Here is a 24,011-nt window from a genome sequence, read left to right as displayed (position 1 = left end):
GGCGCACCCGGGCGTCCGGACGGCCGGGGTGCCGTGAGCGGTCCCCGGAGCCCGTCGTGTCAGGCCGATCCGCCCCGGCCGGCTCCGCGGCCGCGGCCGCCGCGCGTGCCGCCACGGCGGCCCGAGCCGCCCGCGGACTCGCTCTGTCCGGCGGACCTGCGCGGCGTGCGGGGCGGCGTCTCCCCCGACGGACCGCGGCCGTGGGACCTGGCCTCGGCCGACGTGCCCCGCGACGTACGGGACGGCGTCTCCGCCGCTCCCTCGATCCGTCGCCGGGCGGGCCGGCGGCGGCGCGACGCGGACGCGCCGCTCTTCGCGGCGGGCGCGGCGGCCTGCTGCGGGATCTCGATCGTCACCGCCACACCGGACGGTTCACGTGCCCCGGTCAGCCTGCTGAGCTCTTCGTCGCTGGACTTGACGCGTGCCGTGCGCGGGCTGATGCCCGCGTTCGACATGAGGCGGGTCATCTCGCGGCGCTGCTCCGGCAGGACCAGCGTCACGACACTGCCGGACTCGCCCGCGCGGGCGGTGCGGCCGCCGCGGTGCAGGTAGTCCTTGTGGTCGACGGGCGGGTCGACGTTGACGACCAGGTCCAGGTCGTCGACGTGGATGCCGCGCGCCGCGACGTTCGTCGCGACGAGCGCGGTGACCTGACCGGTCTTGAACTGGTCCAGGGTCCGGTTGCGCTGCGGCTGCGACCGGCCGCCGTGCAGGGCGGCCGCCCGTACACCGCTGGCCAGCAGCCGCTTGGCGAACCGGTCGGCGCTGCGCTTGGTGTCCACGAAGAGGATCACCCGGCCGTCACGGGCGGCGATGCGCGTGGCGACGGCCTTCTTGTCGGTCTCGTCCAGCACGTGCAGCACATGGTGCTCCATCGTGGTGACGGCGCCCGCGGACGGGTCGACCGAGTGCACAACCGGATCGGTGAGGAACATCCGCACCAGCCGGTCGATGTTCGCGTCGAGGGTCGCGGAGAAGAGCATCCGCTGACCGTCCGGCTCGACCTGCTTCAGCAGGGCGGTGACCTGCGGCATGAAGCCCATGTCGGCCATCTGGTCGGCCTCGTCCAGCACGGTGATGGCGACGGCGTCGAGTGCGCAGTCGCCGCGCTCTATGAGGTCCTTGAGCCGCCCGGGCGTGGCCACGACCACTTCGGCGCCGCGCCGCAGCGCACCGGCCTGCTTGGTGATCGACATACCGCCGACGACGGTCGCGAGCCGCAACTGCAGCGAGGTCGCGTACGGCGCGAGGGCGTCGGTGACCTGCTGCGCGAGTTCCCGGGTCGGTACGAGGACGAGCGCCAGGGGCGCCCGCGCCTCGGCCCGGCGTCCGGCGGTACGGGCGAGGAGCGCGAGCCCGAAGGCGAGCGTCTTGCCCGAGCCGGTGCGGCCGCGCCCGAGGATGTCGCGGCCGGCGAGAGAGTTGGGGAGGGTGGCGGCCTGGATGGGGAAGGGCTCGGTGACGCCCTGGGCCGCGAGGGTCTTCAGCAGGGCGGCGGGCATGTCCAGCTCGTCGAACGCCGCGACGGCGGGCAGCGCGGGGGTGACGGTCTCCGGCAGGGTGAATTCCTGCGGGGCCGCCACGCTGCGGTTGCTCGCCTTTGTGGAGCCGGATTTCTTCGCCGAGCCGTGTCGGTTTCCGGCACCGGGCCGATTGCCACCGCTGGTGCGGCTTCTGGCGGCTGATCGGTCCGGTCGTTCGGAGCGGTTCATGCGGAATGTGCCTTCCTGGGGCCTGTGGACAGCAAGAGCCGGGGCCCGCACCGACGAAGGTGCGGGCCCCGGCTGCAGAGCTGCGAGATACGCGCCCGGCGATCAGGCCGGGAGGATGTTCTCCGCCTGCGGGCCCTTCTGGCCCTGCGTGACGTCGAACGTCACCTTCTGGCCTTCCTGGAGCTCGCGGAAGCCCGAGGTGGCAATGTTCGAGTAGTGGGCGAAGACGTCGGCGCCGCCGCCGTCCTGCTCAATGAAGCCGAAGCCCTTTTCCGAGTTGAACCACTTCACGGTTCCAGTAGCCATGTCATTCTCCTAAAACAGGGGCAAGCCGGAAATCCACACCTCGTGGATTTCCCGTCGCGCCTTGACTCCCATCCGGAGAAGCCGGAAACAATAATGTGCGCCTGAGGAAGCATTCCCGTCAGGCGCACACAAAGTTCATGGGTACCAAAACTGCAACTACATCACCGTAGCACGCCGGAGCCCCAGAAGGGCGACTCTGACACGCCGGATGATCGCCGGGATCCGGCCTGGCCGATCACGCCGGCCCCGGATCACCTGCGCCGCCTGGTGCGGAGCGCGCCTCCGGGGCCCCAGGACCGTAAGACCAGCTCATCGCCCTCCACTGACGTCCTGAGGACCTCCTGGAGCTCGATGCGGAACAGCTGGAACGGCTCGGGCGGCTCCACCTCCGCGACGAAGCGCGCCTTCGCCTCCGGCTCGGTCACCTCGTACGCCCGCCCGGAGATCCGTACGTCCCCGCCGTCCATCGAGTCGCCGGGCCCCGGATTGGCGTGCAGGGCGAAACGCGGGTCGCGCGCGAGGTCCCGGGCCTTGAGCGAGCCCGGCATCATCCCGAGCCACGGCTCACCGAAGCGGAAGTTCACCTCCAGCCCGGTCAGACGCGGCGAACCGTCCTTGCGGAGCGTGGCCAGGACGTGATGCCGATACCGCTCGAAACGGCGCTGCACGGCCTCGGCGAACGCGGGCTCGGCCGCCCGGAGTGCGGCCCACGTGGAAGACGTCATGACTCCCATAGAAGCGCGTGAACCGGACATCTCCTGTCGTGTTTTCCGGCGGGGTGCCGGTGCGGGTGAAGCGTGCTGGAAGCTGCGCGCGGAACCGGGCGACACGTTCGCCGGCTGTCTCGTGCATGTCTGCGTACCGAAGACCTCAGGTCTGGGGATCTACCACCTGTGGGAGTCCGAGGAGGCGATGAACAACTTCGCGACGGTGATGATGCCCGTCGCCGAACGCATGGGACTCACGGCGGCTGCCGCGCCTCCCGAGATCATGCCGGTGCATCGGTACGACTTCCCTTCACCGTAGCGCCGGCCGCGGTGGCGGCCCGGCTCAGCGGACGATGCCCTGGGCTCGGGCCGCCGCCAGCCACTGCGGGAACTCGCCGACCAGCCGGTCGTACAGCTCCGCGTCCGGTACCCGGTGCGGGTCGAGCCCGGCGTGGAAGAAGCCCGCGTTGTCGACGGGGCGCTTGGCGGGGACGGGCAGGTCGTCCAGCTTGCGCAGGAAGTCGAACTGCGAGCTGCGCTTGTTGCCGAAGCCGACGAACTGCCAGAACAGCGGCAGCCGGGCCGCCTTGCACAGATACCGCTCGGCGGCGAGCTTGTTGATCGGCCCGCCGTCGGTCTGGAAGACGACGAGCGCGGGGTCGGTGGCGCCGCTGTCCAGGTAGTGGTCGATGACGGCGTCCATCGCCAGGTGGTAGCTGGTCTTCCCCATGTGCCCGAGGCCGGAGACGATCTCGTCTATCCGGCCGCGGTGGTTCTCCACCGCGATGTCGGTGACCGCGTCGACGTCGGTCGAGAAGAACACGACGGGCACGGTACCGTCGTCGTCGAGATTGGCCGAGAGCCCGAGGACCCGGTCGGCCAGGGCCTGGACGCTGCCGTCCTTGTAGTACTCCCTCATCGACCCGGAGTAGTCGACCACCAGATAGACGGCGGCGCGCTGCCCGTGCAGCCCGTGCTTCTGGAGCGAGACGCCGGCGGTCTTGTAGAGGCTGACGAGGGCTGGGGCGGTCTGCTCGAGCTTGTGGAGGCTGACGGGCATGCGGGCTCCGTTCGTCGGACCGTACGAGCGGTCCGACGATATCCCCCCGGGGTGGTTCGTCGGAGGGCTTGCAACGCACCGGTCTCGTCGGGGCTCCGCCCCGAACCCCGCGCCTCAAACGCCGGCGAGGCCGAAGTTGCCGCCACACCAGCCCCCGGGGGCAGGGCCAAGCCCGCTGGTCGCCGGGCAGCGGCGTATCCAGCGCAGCCGGAGGGCGCCTCCCACGGCCGCCAGGCCGTAGGGGGACATTGAGGCCACCGCGCGGAGCGCCGTACCGGGTCCGGGACGACCCGAGCCGATCACCGGGCCCGGCACCCAGACACCGCGCGCCGTCCCGCGTCCGGACGCGCCACGGCGCCTGCCGGTCCGGTCGGGGACATGGCAGGCGCCGTGTTCAGTTCCGCACGCCGTTGTACGGGACGTATAGAGGGGGCGGACGGTCAGACCGTCAGCGCCCGGTCCGTCGGGCGGATCGGTGCCGGCAGGGCGCTCGCGCCCGTCAGGTAGCGGTCGACGCCGCGCGCCGCCGAGCGGCCCTCGGCGATCGCCCACACGATCAGCGACTGGCCGCGGCCCGCGTCGCCCGCGACGAAGACGCCGTCGACGTTGGTCGCGAAGTCCGCGTCCCGCGCCACGTTGCCGCGCTCGTCGAGGTCGAGTCCGAACTGCTCGACCATGCCGTTGGACCGGTCGATGCCGGTGAAGCCCATCGCCAGGGTGACGAGCTGCGCCGGGATCCTCCGCTCGGTGCCGGGCTTCTGGACCAGCTTGCCGTCCTCGAAGGCGACCTCGACCAGGTGCAGGGCCTGGACGTTGCCGTCCTCGTCGCCCTCGAAGTGGGTGGTGGAGACGGAGTAGACCCGCTCGCCGCCCTCCTCGTGCGCGGAGGTGACCTTGTAGAGCATGGGGAAGGTCGGCCACGGCTGGTTGGCGTTCCGCTCCTCGCCCGGCCGGGGCATGATCTCCAGCTGGGTGACGGACGCCGCGCCCTGCCGGTGGGCGGTGCCGACGCAGTCCGCGCCGGTGTCGCCACCGCCGATGACGACGACGTGCTTGCCCTCCGCGGTGATCGGAGGGGACACGAAGTCGCCCTCCTGCACCTTGTTGGCGAGCGGCAGGTACTCCATCGCGAAGTGGATGCCGTTCAGCTCACGCCCCGGCACGGGCAGGTCGCGGGAGACGGTCGAACCGGCCGCGACGACGACCGCGTCGTAGCGGCGGCGCAGCGCGTCCGCCGGCATGTCACGGCCGATCTCGACCTCGGTGCGGAACTTGGTGCCCTCCGCGCGCATCTGCTCGATACGCCGGTTGATGTGCACCTTCTCCATCTTGAACTCGGGGATGCCGTACCGCAGCAGTCCGCCGATGCGGTCGCCGCGCTCGTACACGACGACGGTGTGGCCGGCGCGGGTGAGCTGCTGGGCCGCGGCGAGGCCGGCCGGGCCGGAGCCGATGACGGCGACGGTCTTGCCGGAGAGGCGCTCGGGCGGCTGCGGAGTGACGTCGCCGGTGTCCCATGCCTTGTCGATGATCGAGACTTCGACGTTCTTGATGGTGACGGCCGGCTGATTGATGCCGAGGACACACGCCGACTCGCAGGGAGCCGGGCAGAGGCGGCCCGTGAACTCCGGGAAGTTGTTCGTGGCGTGCAGCCGCTCGGAGGCGGCGGCCCAGTCCTCGCGGTAGGCGTAGTCGTTCCACTCGGGAATGAGGTTCCCGAGCGGGCAGCCGTTGTGGCAGAACGGGATGCCGCAGTCCATGCACCGGCCGGCCTGCTTGCTGATGATCGGCAGCAGGGAGCCGGGGACGTAGACCTCGTTCCAGTCCTTGACGCGCTCTTCGACGGGGCGGGTCTCGGCGACCTCGCGCCCGGTGGTCAGGAAGCCCTTGGGGTCAGCCATTGGTCGCCGCCTCCATCATCTTCTCGGTGGTCTCCTGCTCGGAGAGACCGGCGAGCTCAGCGGCGTCCTTGGCGGCGAGCACGGCCTTGTACGTGGTCGGGATGATCTTGCTGAACCGTTCCGCGTTCACGGTCCAGTCGGCCAGCAGCTTCTCTGCGACGGTCGAGCCGGTCTCCTCGAAGTGGCGGCGCACGACGTCGTGCAGCCACTGCCTGTCGCTGTCCGACAGGGCCTCGATCGCACCGACGTTGCCGGAGTTGACGTTGTCCTTGTCGAGGTCGATCACGTACGCGATGCCACCGGACATGCCTGCCGCGAAGTTGCGGCCGGTCTCGCCGAGGACGACCGCGTGACCACCGGTCATGTACTCGCAGCCGTGGTCGCCGACGCCCTCGGAGACCACCAGCGCACCGGAGTTGCGGACGCAGAAGCGCTCGCCGGTGCGACCGCGCAGGAACAGTTCGCCGCCGGTGGCGCCGTAGGCGATGGTGTTGCCCGCGATGGTCGAGTACTCGGCCAGGTGGTCGGCGCCCCGGTCGGGGCGGACGACGATCCGGCCGCCCGACAGGCCCTTGCCGACGTAGTCGTTGGCGTCGCCCTCGAGGCGCAGCGTGATGCCGCGCGGCACGAACGCGCCGAAGGACTGGCCGGCGGAGCCGGTGAAGGTGATGTCGATGGTGTCGTCGGGCAGGCCCGCGCCACCGAACTTCTTCGTCACCGCGTGGCCGAGCATGGTGCCGACGGTCCGGTTGATGTTCCGGATGGCGACCTGGCCGCGGACCGGCTGGGCGTCCTCGGCGGTGGCGGCGCTCAGCGCCTCCGCGGCGAGCTCGATCAGCTCGTTGTCGAGGGCCTTCTCCAGTCCGTGGTCCTGCTCGACGGTCCGGTGGCGCACGGCGCCGTCGGGCAGCGCGGGCACGTGGAAGAGGGGCTCGAGGTCGAGGCCCTGGGCCTTCCAGTGGTCGACGGCCCGCTCGGTGTCGAGGAGTTCGGCGTGGCCGACGGCCTCCTCGACGCTGCGGAAGCCCAGCTCGGCGAGGATCTCGCGGACCTCCTCCGCGATGAAGCGGAAGTAGTTCACGATGTACTCGGCCTTGCCGGAGAACCGCTCGCGCAGCACCGGGTTCTGGGTGGCGATGCCGACCGGGCAGGTGTCCAGGTGGCAGACGCGCATCATGACGCAGCCGGAGACGACGAGCGGCGCGGTCGCGAAACCGAACTCCTCGGCGCCGAGCAGCGCGGCGATGACGACGTCGCGGCCGGTCTTGAGCTGGCCGTCGGTCTGGACGACGATCCGGTCTCGCAGGCCGTTGAGCAGCAGGGTCTGCTGGGTCTCGGCGAGGCCGAGCTCCCAGGGGCCGCCCGCGTGCTTCAGGGAGGTCAACGGGGAGGCGCCCGTACCGCCGTCGTGGCCGGAGATGAGGACGACGTCCGCGTGGGCCTTGGAGACACCGGCGGCGACCGTGCCGACGCCGACCTCGGACACCAGCTTCACATGGATGCGGGCGGCCGGGTTGGCGTTCTTGAGGTCGTGGATCAGCTGGGCCAGATCCTCGATGGAGTAGATGTCGTGGTGGGGCGGCGGGGAGATGAGGCCGACGCCCGGGGTGGAGTGCCGGGTCTTGGCGACCCACGGGTAGACCTTGTGGCCGGGCAGCTGGCCGCCCTCGCCGGGCTTGGCGCCCTGGGCCATCTTGATCTGGATGTCGTCGGCGTTGACCAGGTACTCGCTGGTGACGCCGAAGCGGCCGGAGGCGACCTGCTTGATGGACGAGCGTCGCGCCGGGTCGTACAGGCGCTCCGGGTCCTCGCCGCCCTCGCCGGTGTTGGACTTGGCGCCCAGCTCGTTCATCGCGATGGCCAGCGTCTCGTGCGCCTCCTGGGAGATGGAGCCGTACGACATGGCGCCGGTGGAGAAGCGCTTGACGATCTCGGAGACGGGTTCGACCTCGTCGATGGAGATCGGCTCGCGGCCCGACTTGAAGCCGAAGAGGCCGCGGAGCGTCATCAGCCGCTCGGACTGCTCGTTCACGCGGTCCGTGTACTTCTTGAAGATGTCGTACCGCTTGTTGCGCGTGGCGTGCTGCAGGCGGAAGACGGTCTCCGGGTCGAACAGGTGAGGCTCGCCCTCGCGGCGCCACTGGTACTCGCCGCCGATCTCCAGCGCGCGGTGCGTGGCGGCGATGCCGGAGACCGGGTAAGCCTTGGCGTGCCGGGCGGCGACCTCCTTGGCGACGACGTCGAGGCCGGCGCCGCCGATCTTGGTGGCGGTGCCGTTGAAGTACTTGTCGACGAAGGCGTCGTCGAGACCGACGGCCTCGAAGACCTGCGCGCCGCGGTAGGAGGCGACCGTGGAGATGCCCATCTTGGACATGACCTTCAGGACGCCCTTGCCGAGGGCGTAGATCAGGTTGCGGATGGCCTGCTCGGGCTCGAGGCCCTCGATGAAGGTGCCGGCGCGGACCAGGTCCTCGACCGACTCCATCGCCAGGTACGGGTTGACCGCGGCGGCGCCGTAGCCGATGAGCAGCGCGACGTGGTGGACCTCGCGGACGTCGCCGGCCTCGACCAGCAGGCCCACCTGGGTGCGCTGCTTGGTGCGGATGAGGTGGTGGTGCACGGCGGAGGTGAGCAGCAGCGACGGGATCGGCGCGTGCTCGGCGTCCGAGTGCCGGTCGGAGAGGACGACCAGACGGGCGCCGCCCTCTATGGCGGTGTCGACCTCGCCGCAGATGGCCTCGATACGGGCGGCCAGCGCGTCGCCGCCGCCGGAGACCCGGTAGAGGCCGGACAGCGTGGCGGCCTTCATGCCGGGCATGTCGCCGTCGGCGTTGATGTGGATGAGCTTGGCCAGCTCGTCGTTGTCGATCACCGGGAAGGGCAGCGTGACGCTGCGGCAGGACGCCGCGGTCGGCTCCAGCAGGTTGCCCTGGGGACCGAGCGAGGAGTGCAGCGAGGTGACGAGTTCCTCGCGGATGGCGTCCAGCGGCGGGTTGGTGACCTGCGCGAACAGCTGGGTGAAGTAGTCGAAGAGCAGCCGGGGGCGCTCGGAGAGGGCCGCGATCGGCGAGTCGGTGCCCATGGAGCCGAGCGGCTCGCCGCCGGTGCGGGCCATCGGCGCCAGGATGACGCGCAGCTCCTCCTCGGTGTAGCCGAAGGTCTGCTGGCGGCGGGTGACGGACGCGTGGGTGTGGACGATGTGCTCGCGCTCGGGAAGGTCCTCGAGCTCGATCTCGCCGGCCTCCAGCCACTCCTGGTACGGGTTCTCGGCGGCGAGGGCCGACTTGATCTCGTCGTCCTCGATGATGCGGTGCTCCGCGGTGTCGACGAGGAACATCTTGCCGGGCTGGAGGCGGCCCTTGCGGACGACCTTGGCGGGGTCGATGTCGAGGACGCCGACCTCGGAGGAGAGGACGACGAGTCCGTCGTCGGTGACCCAGTAGCGGCCGGGGCGCAGTCCGTTGCGGTCGAGGACCGCGCCGACCTGGACGCCGTCGGTGAAGGTGACGCAGGCAGGGCCGTCCCAGGGCTCCATCATCGTGGAGTGGTACTGGTAGAAGGCGCGCCGGGCCGGGTCCATGGAGTCGTGGTTCTCCCACGCCTCGGGGACCATCATCAGCACCGAGTGCGGCAGCGAACGGCCGCCGAGGTGCAGCAGCTCCAGGACCTCGTCGAAGGAGGCGGAGTCGGAGGCGTCCGGCGTGCAGACGGGGAAGATCCGGTCGATCTTGCCGGCGCCGGAGTTGAAGAGCTTGGAGGCGAGCTGCGACTCACGGGCGCGCATCCAGTTGCGGTTGCCCTTGACCGTGTTGATCTCGCCGTTGTGCGCGACGAAGCGGTACGGGTGGGCCAGCGGCCAGCTCGGGAAGGTGTTCGTGGAGAACCGCGAGTGGACGAGCGCGACGGCCGTGGCGAAGCGCCGGTCGGAGAGGTCCGGGAAGAAGGGCTCGAGCTGGCCGGTGGTCAGCATGCCCTTGTAGACGACGGTGCGCGCGGAGAGCGACGGGAAGTAGACACCGGCCTCGCGCTCGGCGCGCTTGCGCAGCACGAACGCCTTGCGGTCCAGCGCGATGCCCTCGCTGCTGCCGTCGCCCACGAAGAGCTGACGGAAGGCGGGCATGGTGGCGCGGGCGCCGTTGCCGAGCAGGTCCGGGGTGACGGGGACCTCGCGCCAGCCGAGGACGGTCAGGCCCTCTTCGGCGACGATCGTCTCGATCTTCGAGACGGCGGCGTCGGTGTCCTCGGCGCCGGGCGGGAGGAAGGCGATGCCGACGGCGTAGGAGCCGGCCGCGGGCAGTTCGAAGTCGGTGACCTCGCGGAGGAAGGCGTCCGGGACCTGGAGCAGGATGCCCGCGCCGTCGCCGGAGTCGGGCTCGGAGCCGGTTGCGCCGCGGTGCTCGAGGTTCCGCAGTACGGTCAGCGCCTGCTCGACCAGCTCATGGCTGGCAACACCGGTGAGGGTGGCCACGAACCCGACACCACAGGCGTCGTGTTCGTTACGGGGGTCGTACATCCCCTGGGGGGCGGGGCGACCGTCCATGGGCGACCAGGCGTCGGAACGCATTGGCTCTCCCGTCGTCGTCGTGGCATGTGCAGTGCCGAGGGACGACGTTGGCCCTCCGCGAAATTTCGTGCAGGTTACATGATGGAGTGCTTCTCGGAAAGCGGATAGCTCATTCCAGCATGCGGACACCGCACAGGCGGTGCAATGGGCCGCAACGGACAGATCGGCATCCGGAGGACCTGCGCAGAACAGGCTTCGTTGCCCACAGCGCTTACGGCTCATGCCCCGGGGTTTCGGAATCGAAACCACCGAGTAACGGCTACTTATGTTGCGCCTTGCATAGTGTCTCACCCAAGGGCCATTTCGCGGCAGGGCGTACGTCACAGGGTCCGCGACCGGGCCGGAAAACGCGAACGCACCGGCTCGCGGAGAGCCGGTGCGGCGCGGGGAGGAAGGACGCGATGGCCTACACGGCGGCGCCGATCAGCGTGCCGAGGCCGTAGGTGACCGCGGCGGCCGTACCACCGAGGGCCAGCTGACGCAGCCCGCTGAACCACCAGCTGCGGGCCGTGACCTTCGCCACCAGGGCGCCGCAGGCGAAGAGACCGACCAGAGCCACCAGCACCGCGGGCCACAGCGCGCCGGCGCCGAGCAGATACGGGAGCACGGGCAACAGCGCACCGAGGGCGAACGCCCCGAAGGAGGAGACGGCGGCGACGACCGGGGAGGGCAGGTCGTCGGGGTCGATCCCGAGCTCCTCACGGGCGTGGATCTCCAGCGCCTGCTCGGGGTCCCTCGACAGTTGCATCGCGACCTCGCGGGCGAGCGCGGGCTCCACGCCCCGGGCGACGTACAGCGCCGCGAGCTCCTCCATCTCGTCGACCGGGTGCTTGCGCAACTCGCGGCGCTCCACGTCCAGTTCGGCCTCGACCAGCTCGCGCTGTGAGGCCACGGAGGTGTACTCGCCGGCGGCCATCGAGAACGCGCCCGCGGCGAGACCGGCGAGGCCGGTGATCACGATGGTCTGCTGCGAGACCGCACCGCCCGCGACACCGGTCATCAACGCCAGGTTGGAGACCAGTCCGTCCATCGCCCCGAAGACCGCCGGGCGCAGCCAGCCGCCGCTCACATCGCGGTGGGTGTGGTTGTCGCGGTGCGCCACGTGAAGTGCGGCCTCGGTTTCGATGATGGACACGGCTCTCCCCTTCTCCGGCGGCGCCCGGTCGGCCCCGCCCCCCTTCGACGTCCTCGAAGATACGCCGAATGTAAGGGGCGTACCAGCAAGGCAGGCTTTACTTACCTGGGCCCGAGGGATGGGCGAAGCGAGTGACAGAAACGTTTCTTCGGCTCAGGTCGGGCGGCTCGTGGCACAGATCCGGAAACAAGGCTCGCGCGCGCGAAGGGACCTTCATGGCAGTGCTGACAGCATCCGGTTCCGGTCCCGTCACCACCCGGTCCGACCGGGCCCGCGGCGCACTCCTCGGCCTCGCGGTCGGCGACGCGCTCGGCGCCCCCGCGGAGAACATGCGGCCCTCGGAGATCCGCCGCCGGTGGGGCCGTATCGAGGGCTTCGTGAGCGACGACCCCGCGGGCACCGACGACACCGAGTACGCGATCTTCTCCGGCCTGCTGCTCGCCCGGCACGGCTCCGCGCTCACCGTGGCCCATGTCGAGGCGGCCTGGCACCACTGGATCGCGGACCTGGACGAAGGGCCGTTCCGGGGCGCGGGCTTCAGCGAGCGCGGCACCCTGGAGAACCTCCGACGGGGCCTCGCCGCCCCGATCTCCGCCCAGCACCGGCACGCCTGGAGCGACGGCCTGGCGATGCGCGCGGCCCCGTTCGGCGTCTTCGCGGCCGGCCGGCCCGCCGAAGCGGCACGGCTGGTCACGATCGACGGGAGCGTCAGCCACGACGGCGAGGGCATCTACGGCGGCCGCGCCGTGGCGGCGGGAGTGGCGGCGGCGATGGGCGGCGCGGGACCGGCGGGGGTGATCGGGGCGGCGCTGTCCGTCGTCCCCATGGACTCCTGGACCGCTCGCTCGATGCGCCGCGCGATCGTCGCCGCCGGGCGGACGTATCCGGACACCCTGTCCATGGAGCGGGCGGTCCGCTCGGCGGTCGTCATCGGCGGCTATCCGTGGACGGACCTGGCGCCGGAGGCGGTCGGCCTCGCGTTCGGCGCGTTCGCGGCGGCGCGGGGCGACTTCCGCACGTCGGTGCTGACGGCGGTCAACATGGGCCGCGACGCGGACACCACCGCGGCGGTCGCGGGCGCGCTGGCCGGTTCGGTCGCCGGCTCGGCGGCGATCCCCGAGAGCTGGGCGTCGGCAATCGCGCCGGTCCGCGGCAGCTGCCTCCCGTCGATGCGCGGCTACCACGTCCTGGACGTCGCGGACCTGCTGACCCCGGACGACGACCCGGGCGGCACACCATGACGCCCGGCCCCGGCCCCGCGCCGGGCGACGCGGAGGCCGCCACCGCCGACGCCGGAACACGACTCACGCACACGGCGACCCACGACCGCCCCAGCGCCGGGACCGCCGCGACCGGACACCGGACACTCGCGGACCGGGCCGTCGGGGGCTCCCCGACCGCCCGGCCCACCACGCGCGGCGCCGGCCTGGCGGAGTCCGCGACCGCGGGCGGTCCGCGCCGGATCGAGGGGCTGCTCCTCGGGCTGGCCGCCGGTGACGCCGCCGGGTGGCCGGCCGCCCGGCACCGCGCCGCGCGTATGCCCGAGTGGACCCGGCGTCTCACCCGTGAGCTCGACACCTTCGCCGAGCAGAACGCCACGACGACGCTGCCCGTCCCCATCGCGCTCAACCAGCCGCCGGAGCCGCTGCGGCTCGGCCCCTCCGACGACGCGGAATGGGCGGCCTTCGCAGCCCGGACCGTGCTCGCCGCCACCGGCGAGCCGTTCCGGAATCTGCCCCCGGCCCGCCGGATGCGCGCCGCGATCGACCTCGCGTGGAACTCCCTCGCCAGGCAGGTCGCCGCGGCCGCCGAGCGCGCCCCCGAGGTCGAGTCCGCCGTGCTGCCGTTGCGGGCCCGGATCTCCGTGCACGCAGGGCTCGGCAATCTGGCGACCGGTCTGCGGCCCCCGGCGACCGGTCACGACAACCCGCACTACTTCGACGACGCCGCCTGTGTGCGGGCCGTCGTGCTCGCCGCGGTCCATCCGGGCGACCCGCTCGGGGCCGCCGTGCTCGCCGAGTTCGACGCGCGGTACACGCAGGACGGCGACGGGGTGCACGGCGCCCGCGCCATGGCCGCCGCCGTCGCCGCCGCGCTCGGCGGCGCGGACGTGGACGACGCCGTCGACGCCGCGCTCGCCGAACTCCCCGAGGCCACCGAGATCGGGCGCAACGCGCACCACGCGGTCAAGCTGGCCCACGACGCGGCGGGCGCCTTCGAACTCGTACCGCTGCTCGAGCACCAGATCGTCGACCACGTCTACAGCTACGGCATCGCCGCCGCGGAGACCGTGCCGGTCGCGCTCGCCCTCGCCACCGCCGCGCGCGGCCGGGTCGCGGAGGCGGTCCCGGCAGCCGTGTGCCTCTCGCGTGTCGCGGACTCCGCGCCCGCTCTCGCGGGCGCGCTGACCGGGGCGCTCGGCGGCGGCGCGTCCCTGCCCGCCACCTGGCGGGACGCCTGCCGAACGCTCGCGGGCTGCGCCCTGCCCCGCCTCGCCGGAACGGATCTCGTCGAACTCGCGGCACAGCTCGACGCCGCGCTCCGGCGCCCCGCGACCGGACATGCGGCCGAACCTGCGAGCAGCCCGCCGCCGGGCACCGGTTAGCAGAAACCCGGCGCGCGGTACGCCGAACACGGCCGCCCCAGGTGGACAATTCGGGCATGACGACGACTACGGCGGCGCCCGGCACGGCAGCGCAGGCGGCGGCCTCCCCGACTCTCCCCCTCGACGACCGGATCACCGGCAGCCTGGTCGGAGCGGCTGTCGGTGACGCTCTCGGCGGCCCCGTCGAGGGCTACTCGCCCGAGCAGATCCTTCAGCGCCACGGCGGGCGGATCACCGGCATCGTCGGCCCCTGGCACGGGGACGACTGGCGCACCGCCCGCCCCATCGCCCCGTACCACAAGGGCGACGGCCACATCACCGACGACACCTTGATGACGCACGCGCTGATCGGGGTGTACGCCACGGTCCGCGACCACCTCGACGCGTACGCCGTGGCCGACCATCTCGTCCCCGACCTCATCGCCAACCCCCGCTGGATCCCGGAGCTCGAGGCAGCGGCGATCCCGCTGCAGCGGCTGTTCCTCGCCGAGAAGTGGCTCGTCGCCCGGCTGCACTACGGGCACCACGACCCGCGTGAGGCGGGCTCGGGCAACATCGTCAACTGCGGCGCGGCGATGTACATGGCGCCGGTGGGTCTGGTCAACGCGGCCAACCCGGCGGCCGCGTATGCCGAGGCCGTCGACATCGCGGGCGCGCACCAGTCGTCGTACGGGCGGGAGGCGGCCGGCGTGTTCGCGGCGGCCGTCGCCGCGGCGTGCCTGCCGGGCGCCACGCCCGCGTCGGTCGTCGAGACGGCGGCGTCGCTGGCGAAGGACGGCACCCAGGCGGCGATCGAGTCGGTCGCGGAAACGGCCGCGCGGTACACCGACTTCGAGTCGGCGCTGACGCCGCTGCGGGCGGCGGTCGCGCCCTTCGACACCGTGGGCCCGGACTACCGGACCCCGTCGCTGGGCGCCCGCCGCCCTTCGCGCCTCCACTCCATCGAGGAACTGCCCATCGCGCTCGGCATGCTGCTGGTGGGCGAGGGCGACTACCGGCGTACGGTCCTGTCGTCCGTCAACTACGGCCGGGACTGCGACTCCATCGCGACGATGGCGGGCGCGATCGCCGGAGCGCTGCACGGCGCGGCGGCCGTGCCCGCGGAGTGGGCGGAGCGGGTCGCGGAGGCGAGCCGCGTCGACCTGCACGCGCCGGCGGCCGAACTGGCGGCGGTGACGAGGGAGATCTACGCCCGCGACACGCAACGCCGCCGGGCCCACGAGGCGGCGTTCGCGTCCCTGACGGTCACCGCGCGATGACCGGCGCGCTGCGGGTGACCTGGGTGCAGCCGGAGGATCTGATCGGCCACGAACTGCGCCAGGCCGAGGAGGACGGCAGGGACGCGGCAGCCGTCCGCGACCGCTGGCTGGCGGCGGGCGGCGCACCCGCTCCGGAGCGCGCGGGCGCCTCGCCCGCCGGGGCGGCCCCGGCGCTGCGGGCGCTGGCGGAGACGCTGCTGTCCGAACTGGACGCCCTTCCCTCCCCCTTGGCCCGCGACGAGCCCACGTCGCTGTCCGCGATCGAGGACGCCGCCCCCGCCTGGGCGGCCGCGCCCGACGGGCTGCCGGCGGAGAGGATGCGGCCCGACCCGGACACGCTTCCGGTGTCGCAGGACGCGCTGCACGCCGCCTGGCTCGGGCGCGCCGCCGGCTGCCTGCTGGGCAAGCCCGTCGAGAAACTGCCGCTGCACGCGATCCGCGACATCGCCCGCGCCACCGGTAACTGGCCGCTCACCACCTGGTTCACCGCCAGGGGCCTGCCCGCGGACCTGGCGGCCGCGCACCCCTGGAACCGGCGCAGCGCCGGGAACTCGCTCGCCGAGAACATCGACGGGATGCCGGAGGACGACGACCTCAACCACCCCCTGCTCGGTCTGCTGCTGCTCCGGCGCCACGGCAGGGACTTCACCACCGCCGATCTCGCCCGGCTCTGGCTGGACGAGCTGCCCGCCGGGCGGACGTTCACCGCCGAACGCGTCGCCTACCGCAACCTGCTCAGCGGCATCGAGCCTCCGCTCACCGCCGCTCACCGCAACCCGTTCCGGGAGTGGATCGGCGCCGCCATCCGCGCCGACGTCCACGGCTGGACCAATCCCGGCAACCCGACGGCCGCCGCCGCCCAGGCGTACCCGGACGCGGCGCTCACCCACACCGCGAACGGGGTGTACGGCGCCATGTTCACCGCGGCCGCCCTCGCCGCCGCGGCCACCGGCCGCGTGGACGTCCACGCGGCGATCGCCACGGGCCTCACCGTCGTCCCGCCCCGCTCGCGCTTCGCCGCGGCCGTACGCTTCGGCGTCGAAGCGGCCCGAACGCACACGGACTTCGCCGACGCCGTCGACTGCGTCCACCGCGCGTACGGCGCGTACCACTGGGTGCACGTCCTGCCGAACGCCGCGCTCCTCGTCGCCGCCCTCAGCCACGCCGACGGGGACTTCACCGGCTCCATCTGCCGCGCCGTCTCCGGCGGACTCGACACCGACTCCAACGGCGCGACGGCCGGTTCCCTCGCGGGGCTGCTGGCCGGACACCCCGAGGCCCTGCCCGACCGTTGGACCGCCCCGCTGAAGAACCGGCTGTCGACCTCGGTCGCCGGTTTCGACGGCGCCGGCTTCGACGCCCTCGCCCGACTCACGCTCAAGGAGGCCCTCCGCCCATGACCGGCATCGTGGTGCTCGGCAGCACCAACATGGACCTCGTCGCCTTCGTCGCGCACGCGCCGCAGCGCGGGGAGACCGTCACCGGACGCGAGTTCCGCACGATCCCCGGCGGCAAGGGCGCCAACCAGGCCGTCGCCGCGGCCCGTGCCGGGGGCGAGGTCGCCATGATCGGGGCGATCGGCTCCGACCCGTTCGGCCAGCAGTTGCGGCACACGCTCGAATCCTGCGGCATCGACACCGACCTGCTCAGGACCGCGGAGGGCCCCTCGGGCACGGCGCACATCGTCGTCGACGACGAGGGCGGCAACGCGATCGTCGTCATCCCCGGCGCCAACGGCACCGTCACCTCCCTCGCCCCCGGGGAGGAGGCCCTCATCGCCGGCGGCGACACCCTCCTCCTCCAGCTCGAACTCCCGCTCAGCGCCGTGCTCGACGGCGCGGAGGCCGCCCGCCGCCACGGGGTGCGGACCGTCCTCACCCCCTCCCCCGCGCAGCCGCTGCCGCCCGAACTCCTCGCCGTCACCGATCTCCTCGTCCCCAACGAGCACGAGGCGGCCACCCTCACCGGCGTCGCCGACCCGCACTCCGCGGCGCAGGAACTGCTGCGGCAGGTCCCCGAGGTGGTGATCACCCTGGGCGCGGCGGGCTGTCTGTACGCGGCGCGCGGCAGCGGACCCATCACCGTGCCCGCCCCTTCCGTGACCGCCGTGGACACCACCGCGGCGGGTGACACCTTCGTCGGCGCCCTGTCCGTGGCGCTCGGCGAGAAGAGGCCCGTCGCGCAGTGCCTGGCCTGGGCATGCACGGCCGCCGCCCTGTCCGTGCAGCGCCCGGGAGCGTCCTCCTCCATGCCGTACCGGTCCGAGATCGACGCCGCCTCATGACCGCGCCGTCGTCCTCCTCCCTTCCGCTGCAAGGACTGCGCGTCCTCGACCTCGCGACCCTCTTCGCCGGCCCGCTGTGCGCCACGATGCTCGGCGACTTCGGCGCCGACGTCGTCAAGGTGGAGCACCCCACCCGCCCGGATCCCTCCCGCGGCCACGGCCCCGCCAAGGACGGGATCGGCCTGTGGTGGAAGGTCCTCGGCCGCAACAAGCGGACCATCACCCTCGACCTGTCCGCCCCCGGCGGCCGGGACACGCTGCTGCGGCTCGCGGCGACCGCGGACGTGGTCGTGGAGAACTTCCGCCCCGGCACCCTGGAGAAATGGGGGCTCGGCTGGGACGAGCTGAGCGCGGCCAACCCCCGGCTGGTCCTCACCCGGATCACCGGCTTCGGGCAGTTCGGCCCGTACTCCCACCGGCCCGGCTTCGGGACGCTCGCCGAGGCGATGAGCGGCTTCGCCGCAGCCACCGGGGAACCGGAGGGCCCGCCGACCCTGCCGCCCTTCGGTCTCGCCGACTCCGTCGCCGCGCTCGCCTCCGCCTATGCCGTCATGACCGCGCTCGCCGCCCGCACCGCCACCGGCCGCGGCCAGGTCGTCGACATGGCGATCATCGAACCGATCCTGGCGATGCTGGGACCACAGGCGCTCTGGTACGACCAGCTCGGATATGTGCAGCCGCGCACCGGGAACCGCTCCCGCAACAACGCCCCGCGCAACATCTACCGCACCGCCGACGGCAGTTGGCTCGCCGTCTCCACCTCCGCCCAGTCCGTCGCCGAACGCGTCATGCGCCTGGTGGGCCGGCCCGAGCTCGTCGACGAACCCTGGTTCGCCACCGGCAGCGGCCGCGCGGAGCACGCCGACGAACTCGACGCCGCCGTCGGCGGCTGGATCGCCCGCCGCACCCGCGAGGAGGCGACCTGTGCCTTCGAGAAGGCGGAGGCCGCGATCGCTCCCGTCTACGACATCCGCGACGTCATGGACGATCCCCAGTACCGCGCGCTGGGCACCATCACCGAGGTCCCGGACCCGGAGCTGGGCCCGCTGCGTATGCAGAACGTGCTCTTCCGGCTGTCGGAGACGCCCGGCTCCATCCGCTGGGCCGGCCGGTCGCACGGCGCCGACACGGAGGACGTCCTGGCCGAACTCGGTATGACCCCCTCGGACATCGCCTCGCTACGCACCCAGGGAGCGCTGTGACCATCCCTCTCACCTGGCTCTACGCCCCCGGCGACCGCCCGGAAACGGTGCGCAAGGCGCTCGCCTGCGAGACCGACATCGTCATCGTCGACCTGGAGGACGCCGTCGCCCAGGGGCGCAAGCCCTACGCCCTGGACGCCACCGTCGAACTGCTGTCGGACCCGCAGCCTCTCCCCGTCCATGTCCGCATCAACTCCCCCCATGACGTCGAGGCCCTCGCGGAGCTGCCGGGCCTCAGTGCACTGCGTATCCCCAAGGTCGCATACGCCACTGACATCCAGCAGATCGCGGGCCGCGCGCCGGGCGTCCCGCTGTACGCACTGATCGAGTCGGCGCTCGGGGTGGAGCACGCGTACGCCATCGCCACCGCGCACGAGGCGGTCGCCGGCATCGCGCTCGGCGAGTCCGACCTCCGCGCGGACCTCGGTCTGCGCGGCGACGCCGGTCTCGACTGGCCGCGCACCCGCACGGTGATGGCTGCCCGGGCCGCCGGTCTCGCGCCGCCGTCCCAGTCCGTCTTCCCCGACATCCTCGACCTCGACGGCCTCTACGCCTCCTGCTCCCACGGCCGGTCCCTCGGCTTCCTGGGCCGCGCGGCCATCCACCCACGTCAGCTGCCGGTCATCGAACGGGCCTTCCGGCCGACACGGGACGAGATCCAGGCGGCCGAGGAGATCATCAAGGCGGCGGCGTCCGACGCGGGTGCGCTGGCGCTGCCGGACGGGCGCTTCGTGGACGCGGCGGTGGTCGCGACGGCGCGGCGGACGCTGGCGCTGGCGGAACGGGAGGCGGGGTGACGGGGGGCGGGTCCGCTGCGCGAGCCTTGTCCCCTACCCGCCCCTTCCCGAACCGGGGGCGCTGCCCCCGGACCCCCGCCGGCGTTACGGCTTGCCGGGGGACTCCGCCGCGTCCGCAGGCGCGTCCTCGGACTCCGCCGTACCGGCCTCGTCCGCCTCCGAAGAAGACGCGTCGTCATCCTCACGCTTGGACGACTCCACCGCCGCCGGCTCCACGATCTCCTCGCGCCCCGGCCGCAGCCGCGACGAGATCACGATGTACGTGACCGCCAGGACGAAGACCAGGATGGACGTCCAGACGTTCAGCCGCAGGCCGAGGATGTGGTGCGCGTCGTCGACGCGCATGTACTCGATCCAGCCGCGGCCCGCGCAGTACGCGGCGACATAGAGCGCGAACGCCCTGCCGTGGCCCAGCTTGAAGCGCCGGTCGGCCCAGATGACCAGCAGGGCGACGCCGATGCACCACAGGGACTCGTACAGGAACGTCGGGTGGTAGAGGCCGGGCTCGCGGTTCGCGCCCTCGGTGATCTTCAGCGCCCAGGGCAGGTCGGTCTCGCGGCCGTACAGCTCCTGGTTGAACCAGTTGCCCCAGCGGCCGATGGCCTGTGCGAAGGCGACACCGGGAGCGAGCGCGTCGGCCCACGCGGGCAGCGGGATGCCGCGCCGGCGGCAGCCGATCCAGGCGCCGACCGCGCCGAGCGCGATGGCGCCCCAGATACCGAGGCCGCCCTCCCAGATCTTGAAGGCGTCGACCCAGTTCTCACCCTCGCTGAAGTACAGCTGGTAGTCGGTGATCACGTGGTAGAGGCGACCGCCGACCAGGCCGAACGGCACGGCCCAGACGGCGATGTCGGCGACCGTCCCGGCCTTGCCGCCCCGGGCGACCCAGCGCCGGTTGCCGTACCAGACGGCTACGAAGACGCCGATGATGATGCAGAACGCGTAGCCGCGCAGCGGAAGCGGTCCAAGATGGATCACTCCGGTCGACGGACTGGGAATGTAGGCGATGTCCATGGCAGGTCCGACGCTACCCTGCCGGGCGGGACCGACGGCAACCCGCCCGGCAACTTCTGGGTAACGAGCCCGTGCCTGTCCGGGGCGGGGCCGCCCTGACCACGGCGGGCCGAGCGCGGCCGGGCGTCAGGAGGCCGGGGCCGACGGGCTCGCGTCGTCCGTACCCGGCGTCGCCGGACGCCGGCTGCCCGGCGGCTTGTTCATGTTGGCCTCCTTGACCCACTTCTTGAAGTTGGCGACGGAGATCTGCTCCTTGCCCTTCGTCGGGAAGATCGACTCTCCGTTGAGCAGCACGGTCGGCGTGCCCCGGAAGCCGCCGGCCTGGAACGCCGCGTTCGACTTCTCGACCCAGGCGTCGTGCTTGCCCTCCTCGACACAGCTGCGGAACGCCGGGGTGTCGAGCCCTTCGACCTTCCCCGCGTGCTCGATCAGCCTGCCGTTGTCGGCGAAGGCGTCGTCCGGCTCCGGCGGCTGGTTCATGTACAGCACGTCGTGGTATTCGACGAACTTTCCGGCGTCCTGCGCGCACGCCGCCGCGTTCGCCGCGCGCAGGGAGCCGCTGCCGCCCATGTTCCCGTCGATGATGGTGGCGAGGTGGTACTCGATCTTGATCTGGCCGGCCTGCTCCAGCTCGTGGATCGGCTCCCGCAGAGCGTTCTCGAACTGGGCGCAGGCCGGGCAGCGGAAGTCCTCCCACACCGTGAGGGTGGACGGGGCGTCGGTCGCGCCGACGGGGATCGCGAGCTGCTCCTCCCCCTGCGCACCGCTCGGCGCGAGCAGCGGCCCGGCCTCCGTCGCACCGTCGTCGTCCTTGCCGCTGTTGGCGGCGACCAGGCCGATCACCGCGGCCAGGCCGAGTACCGCCACGACGGCCGACGCCACGATCAGGGTCCTGCGTCGCTTCTCGCGCGCCTTCTCCCGCGCCCGTTCCTGCTGGAGTCGCTCGCGGGCGACCCGCTTTGGCTCTTGGTTCTCGCTCACACCCCGCAAACGAACCGGGGAGGCGCCCATGCGCCTCCCCGGTCCCTGATCCACTCGTACGAGCTACGCCGTCCCGCGCACACCCCGCGCCAGTTCGCCCGCCAGTTCCCGTACGGCGGCGACGGCCGCGCCGTCGTCGGGCGCGTCGAGCATCCGCTTGACGAACGCCGAGCCGACGATCACACCGTCGGCGAACGCCGCGACCTCCGCGGCCTGTGCCGGGTTCGACACCCCGAGGCCCACACAGACCGGCAGGTCGGTCGTGGCCCGGGTGCGGCGCACCAGGTCCTGGGCCTGTTCGCCGACCGACTCACGGGTGCCGGTGACGCCCATGAGCGACGCCGCGTAGACGAATCCCGATCCCGCCTCCGTGATCCTGGCGAGGCGGGCGTCCTTGCTGCTGGGCGCGACGACGAAGACGGTGGCGAGGCCCTGCTTCTCGGCGTGCTCCCTCCACAGTCCGGCCTCCTCGACGGGCAGGTCGGGCAGGATGCACCCGGCGCCGCCCGCGTCGGCCAGCTCCGAAGTGAACCGCTCGACGCCGTAGCGGTCGATCGGGTTCCAGTACGTCATCACGAGGACCGGCTTGCCCGTGGCGGCGTGGGCCTCGCGGACCGTGCGCATCACGTCGGCGATCCGGACGCCGCCGCGCAGGGCGATGTCGTCGGCGGTCTGGATGACGGGCCCGTCGAGGACCGGGTCGCTGTGCGGCAGACCGACCTCGACGACGTCGGCGCCGCCGTCGAACGCGGCCTTGACCGCCTCGATCCCGACGTCGACGGTCGGGAAGCCTGCGGGCAGGTACGCGACGAGCGCCGCTCGGTTCTCGTTCTTCGCCGCGGCGAGCGTGTCGCTCAGCAGCCGGATGGTGCCGCTCACTTCGCGTCCCCCTGGATCTCGGCGGCGCCGTTGTCGGCGGAGGCGTCGGCCTCGACCTGGGCGTCGGTGTCGTACAGCCCGAAGTAGCGGGCCGCGGTGTCCATGTCCTTGTCGCCCCGGCCGGAGAGGTTGACCAGGATCAGCCCGTCCTCGCCGAGCTCACGGCCGAGGTCGAGCGCGCCGGCCAGCGCGTGCGCCGACTCGATGGCCGGGATGATGCCCTCGGTGCGGGACAGCAGCCGGAGGGCCTGCATCGCCGCGTCGTCGGTGACCGCGCGGTACTCGCCGCGGCCCGAGTCCTTCAGATACGAGTGCTCGGGCCCGATGCCCGGGTAGTCCAGACCGGCCGAGATCGAGTACGGCTCGGTGATCTGGCCCTCGTCGTCCTGGAGGACGTAGGAACGGGAGCCGTGCAGGATGCCCGGCTCGCCGGCCGTCAGGGTCGCCGCGTGCTCGCCGGTCTCGATGCCGTGGCCGGCTGGCTCACAGCCGACCAGCCGGACACCGGAGTCGGGGATGAAGGCGTGGAACAGGCCGATGGCGTTCGACCCGCCGCCGACGCAGGCGACGGCCGCGTCGGGAAGGCGCCCCGCGCGCTCCAGGATCTGGCGCCGGGCCTCGACGCCGATGACCCGGTGGAAGTCGCGCACCATGGCGGGGAAGGGATGCGGGCCGGCGACCGTGCCGAAGAGATAGTGCGTACGGTCCACGTTGGCGACCCAGTCGCGGAACGCCTCGTTGATGGCGTCCTTGAGGGTGCGGCTGCCGGACTTGACGGCGACGACCTCGGCGCCGAGCATCCGCATCCGGGCGACGTTCAGGGCCTGACGCTGCGTGTCGATCTCGCCCATGTAGATGGTGCACTCGAGACCGAAGAGGGCGCAGGCGGTGGCGGTCGCGACGCCGTGCTGGCCGGCGCCGGTCTCCGCGATGACGCGGGTCTTGCCCATCCGCCGGGTGAGCAGGGCCTGGCCCAGTACGTTGTTGATCTTGTGTGAGCCGGTGTGGTTCAGGTCCTCCCGCTTGAGGAAGATCCGCGCGCCGCCGGCGTGCCCGGCGAAACGGGGCACCTCGGTGAGGGCGCTCGGCCGGCCGGTGTAGTCGACCATGAGCGCGTCGAGCTCGGCGGCGAAGGCGGGGTCGGACTTGGCCTTGTCGTACTCGACGGCGACCTCGTCCACTGCGGCGACGAGGGCCTCGGGAATGAACTTTCCGCCGAAGGCGCCGAAGTAGCCGTCGGTGTTCGGGACCTGACCCTCCGGGTCGGGGATGAAGTAGTCGCTGGACATGGCGACGCAGCTCCTTGTCGGGCCGATGGGCCCGGGACGTGTCGGGTGTACGGAAGCGAAGCGTGTGCGGTCGGGGCGTGTTCCCCTGCCCGCCCCTTCCCGGGACCGGGCTCTGCCCGGACCCGCGCCTCGGACTCCGCCTACGGCCTGGCGGCCGTGGGAGGTGCCCCCAGGCGGGGCTGGGTTGGCCCGTCTCGTCGGGGCTCCGCCCCGAACCCCGCGCCGCAAACGGCGGGGCCGGCACTGTCGGCCCGCCCGGCGATTGAGGGCACGGCCGAAGGCCGTACGGGGTCCGGGGCCTGCCCGCCACGCGGCG

The 24,011-nt window shown here is 72.4% G+C and carries 19 protein-coding genes; 8 read left to right on the top strand and 11 right to left on the bottom strand.

Features of this window, described 5'->3' with window-relative positions:
* Window positions 1-59: 59 nt before the first annotated feature.
* The 3 genes from ACFYOP_RS09240 to ACFYOP_RS09230 all read right to left on the bottom strand — a co-directional run bounded on the left by ACFYOP_RS09240 (window position 60) and on the right by ACFYOP_RS09230 (window position 2,743).
* The gene (locus tag ACFYOP_RS09240; RefSeq protein WP_356891934.1) at window positions 60-1,712 is read right to left on the bottom strand and encodes a DEAD/DEAH box helicase; all 1,653 of its coding nucleotides are present in this window, start codon (window positions 1,710-1,712) and stop codon (window positions 60-62) included.
* A gap of 102 nt (window positions 1,713-1,814) precedes the next feature.
* Complete coding sequence (locus tag ACFYOP_RS09235) at window positions 1,815-2,018, bottom strand: cold-shock protein (RefSeq protein WP_005318814.1); 204 nt, start codon at window positions 2,016-2,018, stop codon at window positions 1,815-1,817.
* Window positions 2,019-2,269: 251 nt separating this feature from the next.
* On the bottom strand, window positions 2,270-2,743 hold the full coding sequence (locus ACFYOP_RS09230; protein ID WP_356891936.1) for a pyridoxamine 5'-phosphate oxidase family protein: 474 nt from the start codon (window positions 2,741-2,743) through the stop codon (window positions 2,270-2,272).
* Between ACFYOP_RS09230 and ACFYOP_RS09225 the strand changes: the two genes are divergently transcribed.
* On the top strand, window positions 2,742-3,044 hold the full coding sequence (locus ACFYOP_RS09225) for a hypothetical protein (RefSeq protein WP_356891938.1): 303 nt from the start codon (window positions 2,742-2,744) through the stop codon (window positions 3,042-3,044). The genes ACFYOP_RS09230 and ACFYOP_RS09225 overlap by 2 nt on opposite strands.
* A 24-nt stretch (window positions 3,045-3,068) precedes the next feature.
* Here ACFYOP_RS09225 and ACFYOP_RS09220 read toward each other — a convergent pair whose 3' ends face one another.
* The 4 genes from ACFYOP_RS09220 to ACFYOP_RS09205 form a co-directional block, all read right to left on the bottom strand.
* Window positions 3,069-3,785: a VWA domain-containing protein gene (locus ACFYOP_RS09220; protein WP_356891940.1), complete on the bottom strand. Its 717-nt coding sequence runs from the start codon at window positions 3,783-3,785 to the stop codon at window positions 3,069-3,071.
* 440 nt (window positions 3,786-4,225) lie between these two features.
* On the bottom strand, window positions 4,226-5,686 hold the full coding sequence (locus ACFYOP_RS09215) for a glutamate synthase subunit beta (protein WP_356891942.1): 1,461 nt from the start codon (window positions 5,684-5,686) through the stop codon (window positions 4,226-4,228).
* The gene (gene gltB, locus ACFYOP_RS09210; RefSeq protein ID WP_356891944.1) at window positions 5,679-10,250 is read right to left on the bottom strand and encodes a glutamate synthase large subunit; all 4,572 of its coding nucleotides are present in this window, start codon (window positions 10,248-10,250) and stop codon (window positions 5,679-5,681) included. The genes ACFYOP_RS09215 and gltB overlap by 8 nt, the downstream gene beginning before the upstream one ends.
* 406 nt (window positions 10,251-10,656) lie before the next feature.
* Window positions 10,657-11,385 (bottom strand): VIT1/CCC1 transporter family protein, encoded by a 729-nt coding sequence (locus tag ACFYOP_RS09205; RefSeq protein ID WP_356891946.1) that lies wholly within the window; start codon window positions 11,383-11,385, stop codon window positions 10,657-10,659.
* 215 nt (window positions 11,386-11,600) lie between these two features.
* Here ACFYOP_RS09205 and ACFYOP_RS09200 point away from each other — a divergent pair, with 215 nt between their 5' ends.
* The 7 genes from ACFYOP_RS09200 to ACFYOP_RS09170 are packed head-to-tail and all read left to right on the top strand — an operon-like array spanning window position 11,601 to window position 19,532.
* Window positions 11,601-12,626 (top strand): ADP-ribosylglycohydrolase family protein, encoded by a 1,026-nt coding sequence (locus ACFYOP_RS09200; protein WP_356891948.1) that lies wholly within the window; start codon window positions 11,601-11,603, stop codon window positions 12,624-12,626.
* The gene (locus tag ACFYOP_RS09195; protein WP_356891950.1) at window positions 12,623-13,990 is read left to right on the top strand and encodes an ADP-ribosylglycohydrolase family protein; all 1,368 of its coding nucleotides are present in this window, start codon (window positions 12,623-12,625) and stop codon (window positions 13,988-13,990) included. Before ACFYOP_RS09200 ends, ACFYOP_RS09195 begins: the two co-directional genes overlap by 4 nt.
* Before the next feature lie 56 nt (window positions 13,991-14,046).
* The gene (locus ACFYOP_RS09190) at window positions 14,047-15,249 is read left to right on the top strand and encodes an ADP-ribosylglycohydrolase family protein (RefSeq protein ID WP_356891952.1); all 1,203 of its coding nucleotides are present in this window, start codon (window positions 14,047-14,049) and stop codon (window positions 15,247-15,249) included.
* A complete protein-coding gene (locus ACFYOP_RS09185) occupies window positions 15,246-16,649 on the top strand; it encodes an ADP-ribosylglycohydrolase family protein (RefSeq protein ID WP_356891954.1) in 1,404 nt (467 codons plus the stop codon). The genes ACFYOP_RS09190 and ACFYOP_RS09185 overlap by 4 nt, the downstream gene beginning before the upstream one ends.
* A complete protein-coding gene (rbsK, locus tag ACFYOP_RS09180) occupies window positions 16,646-17,533 on the top strand; it encodes a ribokinase (protein ID WP_356891956.1) in 888 nt (295 codons plus the stop codon). The genes ACFYOP_RS09185 and rbsK overlap by 4 nt, the downstream gene beginning before the upstream one ends.
* Window positions 17,530-18,735: a CoA transferase gene (locus ACFYOP_RS09175; protein WP_356891958.1), complete on the top strand. Its 1,206-nt coding sequence runs from the start codon at window positions 17,530-17,532 to the stop codon at window positions 18,733-18,735. Before rbsK ends, ACFYOP_RS09175 begins: the two co-directional genes overlap by 4 nt.
* Window positions 18,732-19,532 (top strand): CoA ester lyase, encoded by an 801-nt coding sequence (locus ACFYOP_RS09170; RefSeq protein WP_356891959.1) that lies wholly within the window; start codon window positions 18,732-18,734, stop codon window positions 19,530-19,532. The genes ACFYOP_RS09175 and ACFYOP_RS09170 overlap by 4 nt, the downstream gene beginning before the upstream one ends.
* Before the next feature lie 84 nt (window positions 19,533-19,616).
* On the opposite strand, the gene lgt is transcribed toward ACFYOP_RS09170, so the two are convergent.
* The 4 genes from lgt to trpB all read right to left on the bottom strand — a co-directional run bounded on the left by lgt (window position 19,617) and on the right by trpB (window position 23,695).
* A complete protein-coding gene (gene lgt / locus ACFYOP_RS09165; RefSeq protein ID WP_356891961.1) occupies window positions 19,617-20,546 on the bottom strand; it encodes a prolipoprotein diacylglyceryl transferase in 930 nt (309 codons plus the stop codon).
* A 126-nt stretch (window positions 20,547-20,672) separates the two neighbouring features.
* Entirely contained in the window at window positions 20,673-21,557 is an 885-nt protein-coding gene (locus ACFYOP_RS09160; protein ID WP_356891963.1) for a thioredoxin domain-containing protein, read from the bottom strand.
* A 33-nt stretch (window positions 21,558-21,590) separates the two neighbouring features.
* Complete coding sequence (gene trpA / locus ACFYOP_RS09155) at window positions 21,591-22,406, bottom strand: tryptophan synthase subunit alpha (protein ID WP_356891965.1); 816 nt, start codon at window positions 22,404-22,406, stop codon at window positions 21,591-21,593.
* Window positions 22,403-23,695: a tryptophan synthase subunit beta gene (trpB, locus tag ACFYOP_RS09150; protein ID WP_356891967.1), complete on the bottom strand. Its 1,293-nt coding sequence runs from the start codon at window positions 23,693-23,695 to the stop codon at window positions 22,403-22,405. The genes trpA and trpB overlap by 4 nt, the downstream gene beginning before the upstream one ends.
* Window positions 23,696-24,011: the final 316 nt, after the last annotated feature.

Source organism: Streptomyces sp. NPDC006294 (genome assembly GCF_042870895.1).
GTDB lineage: Bacteria > Actinomycetota > Actinomycetes > Streptomycetales > Streptomycetaceae > Streptomyces.
Note: the sequence above shows the minus strand (reverse complement) of the source record. Positions and strands in the feature narration are given on the sequence as shown.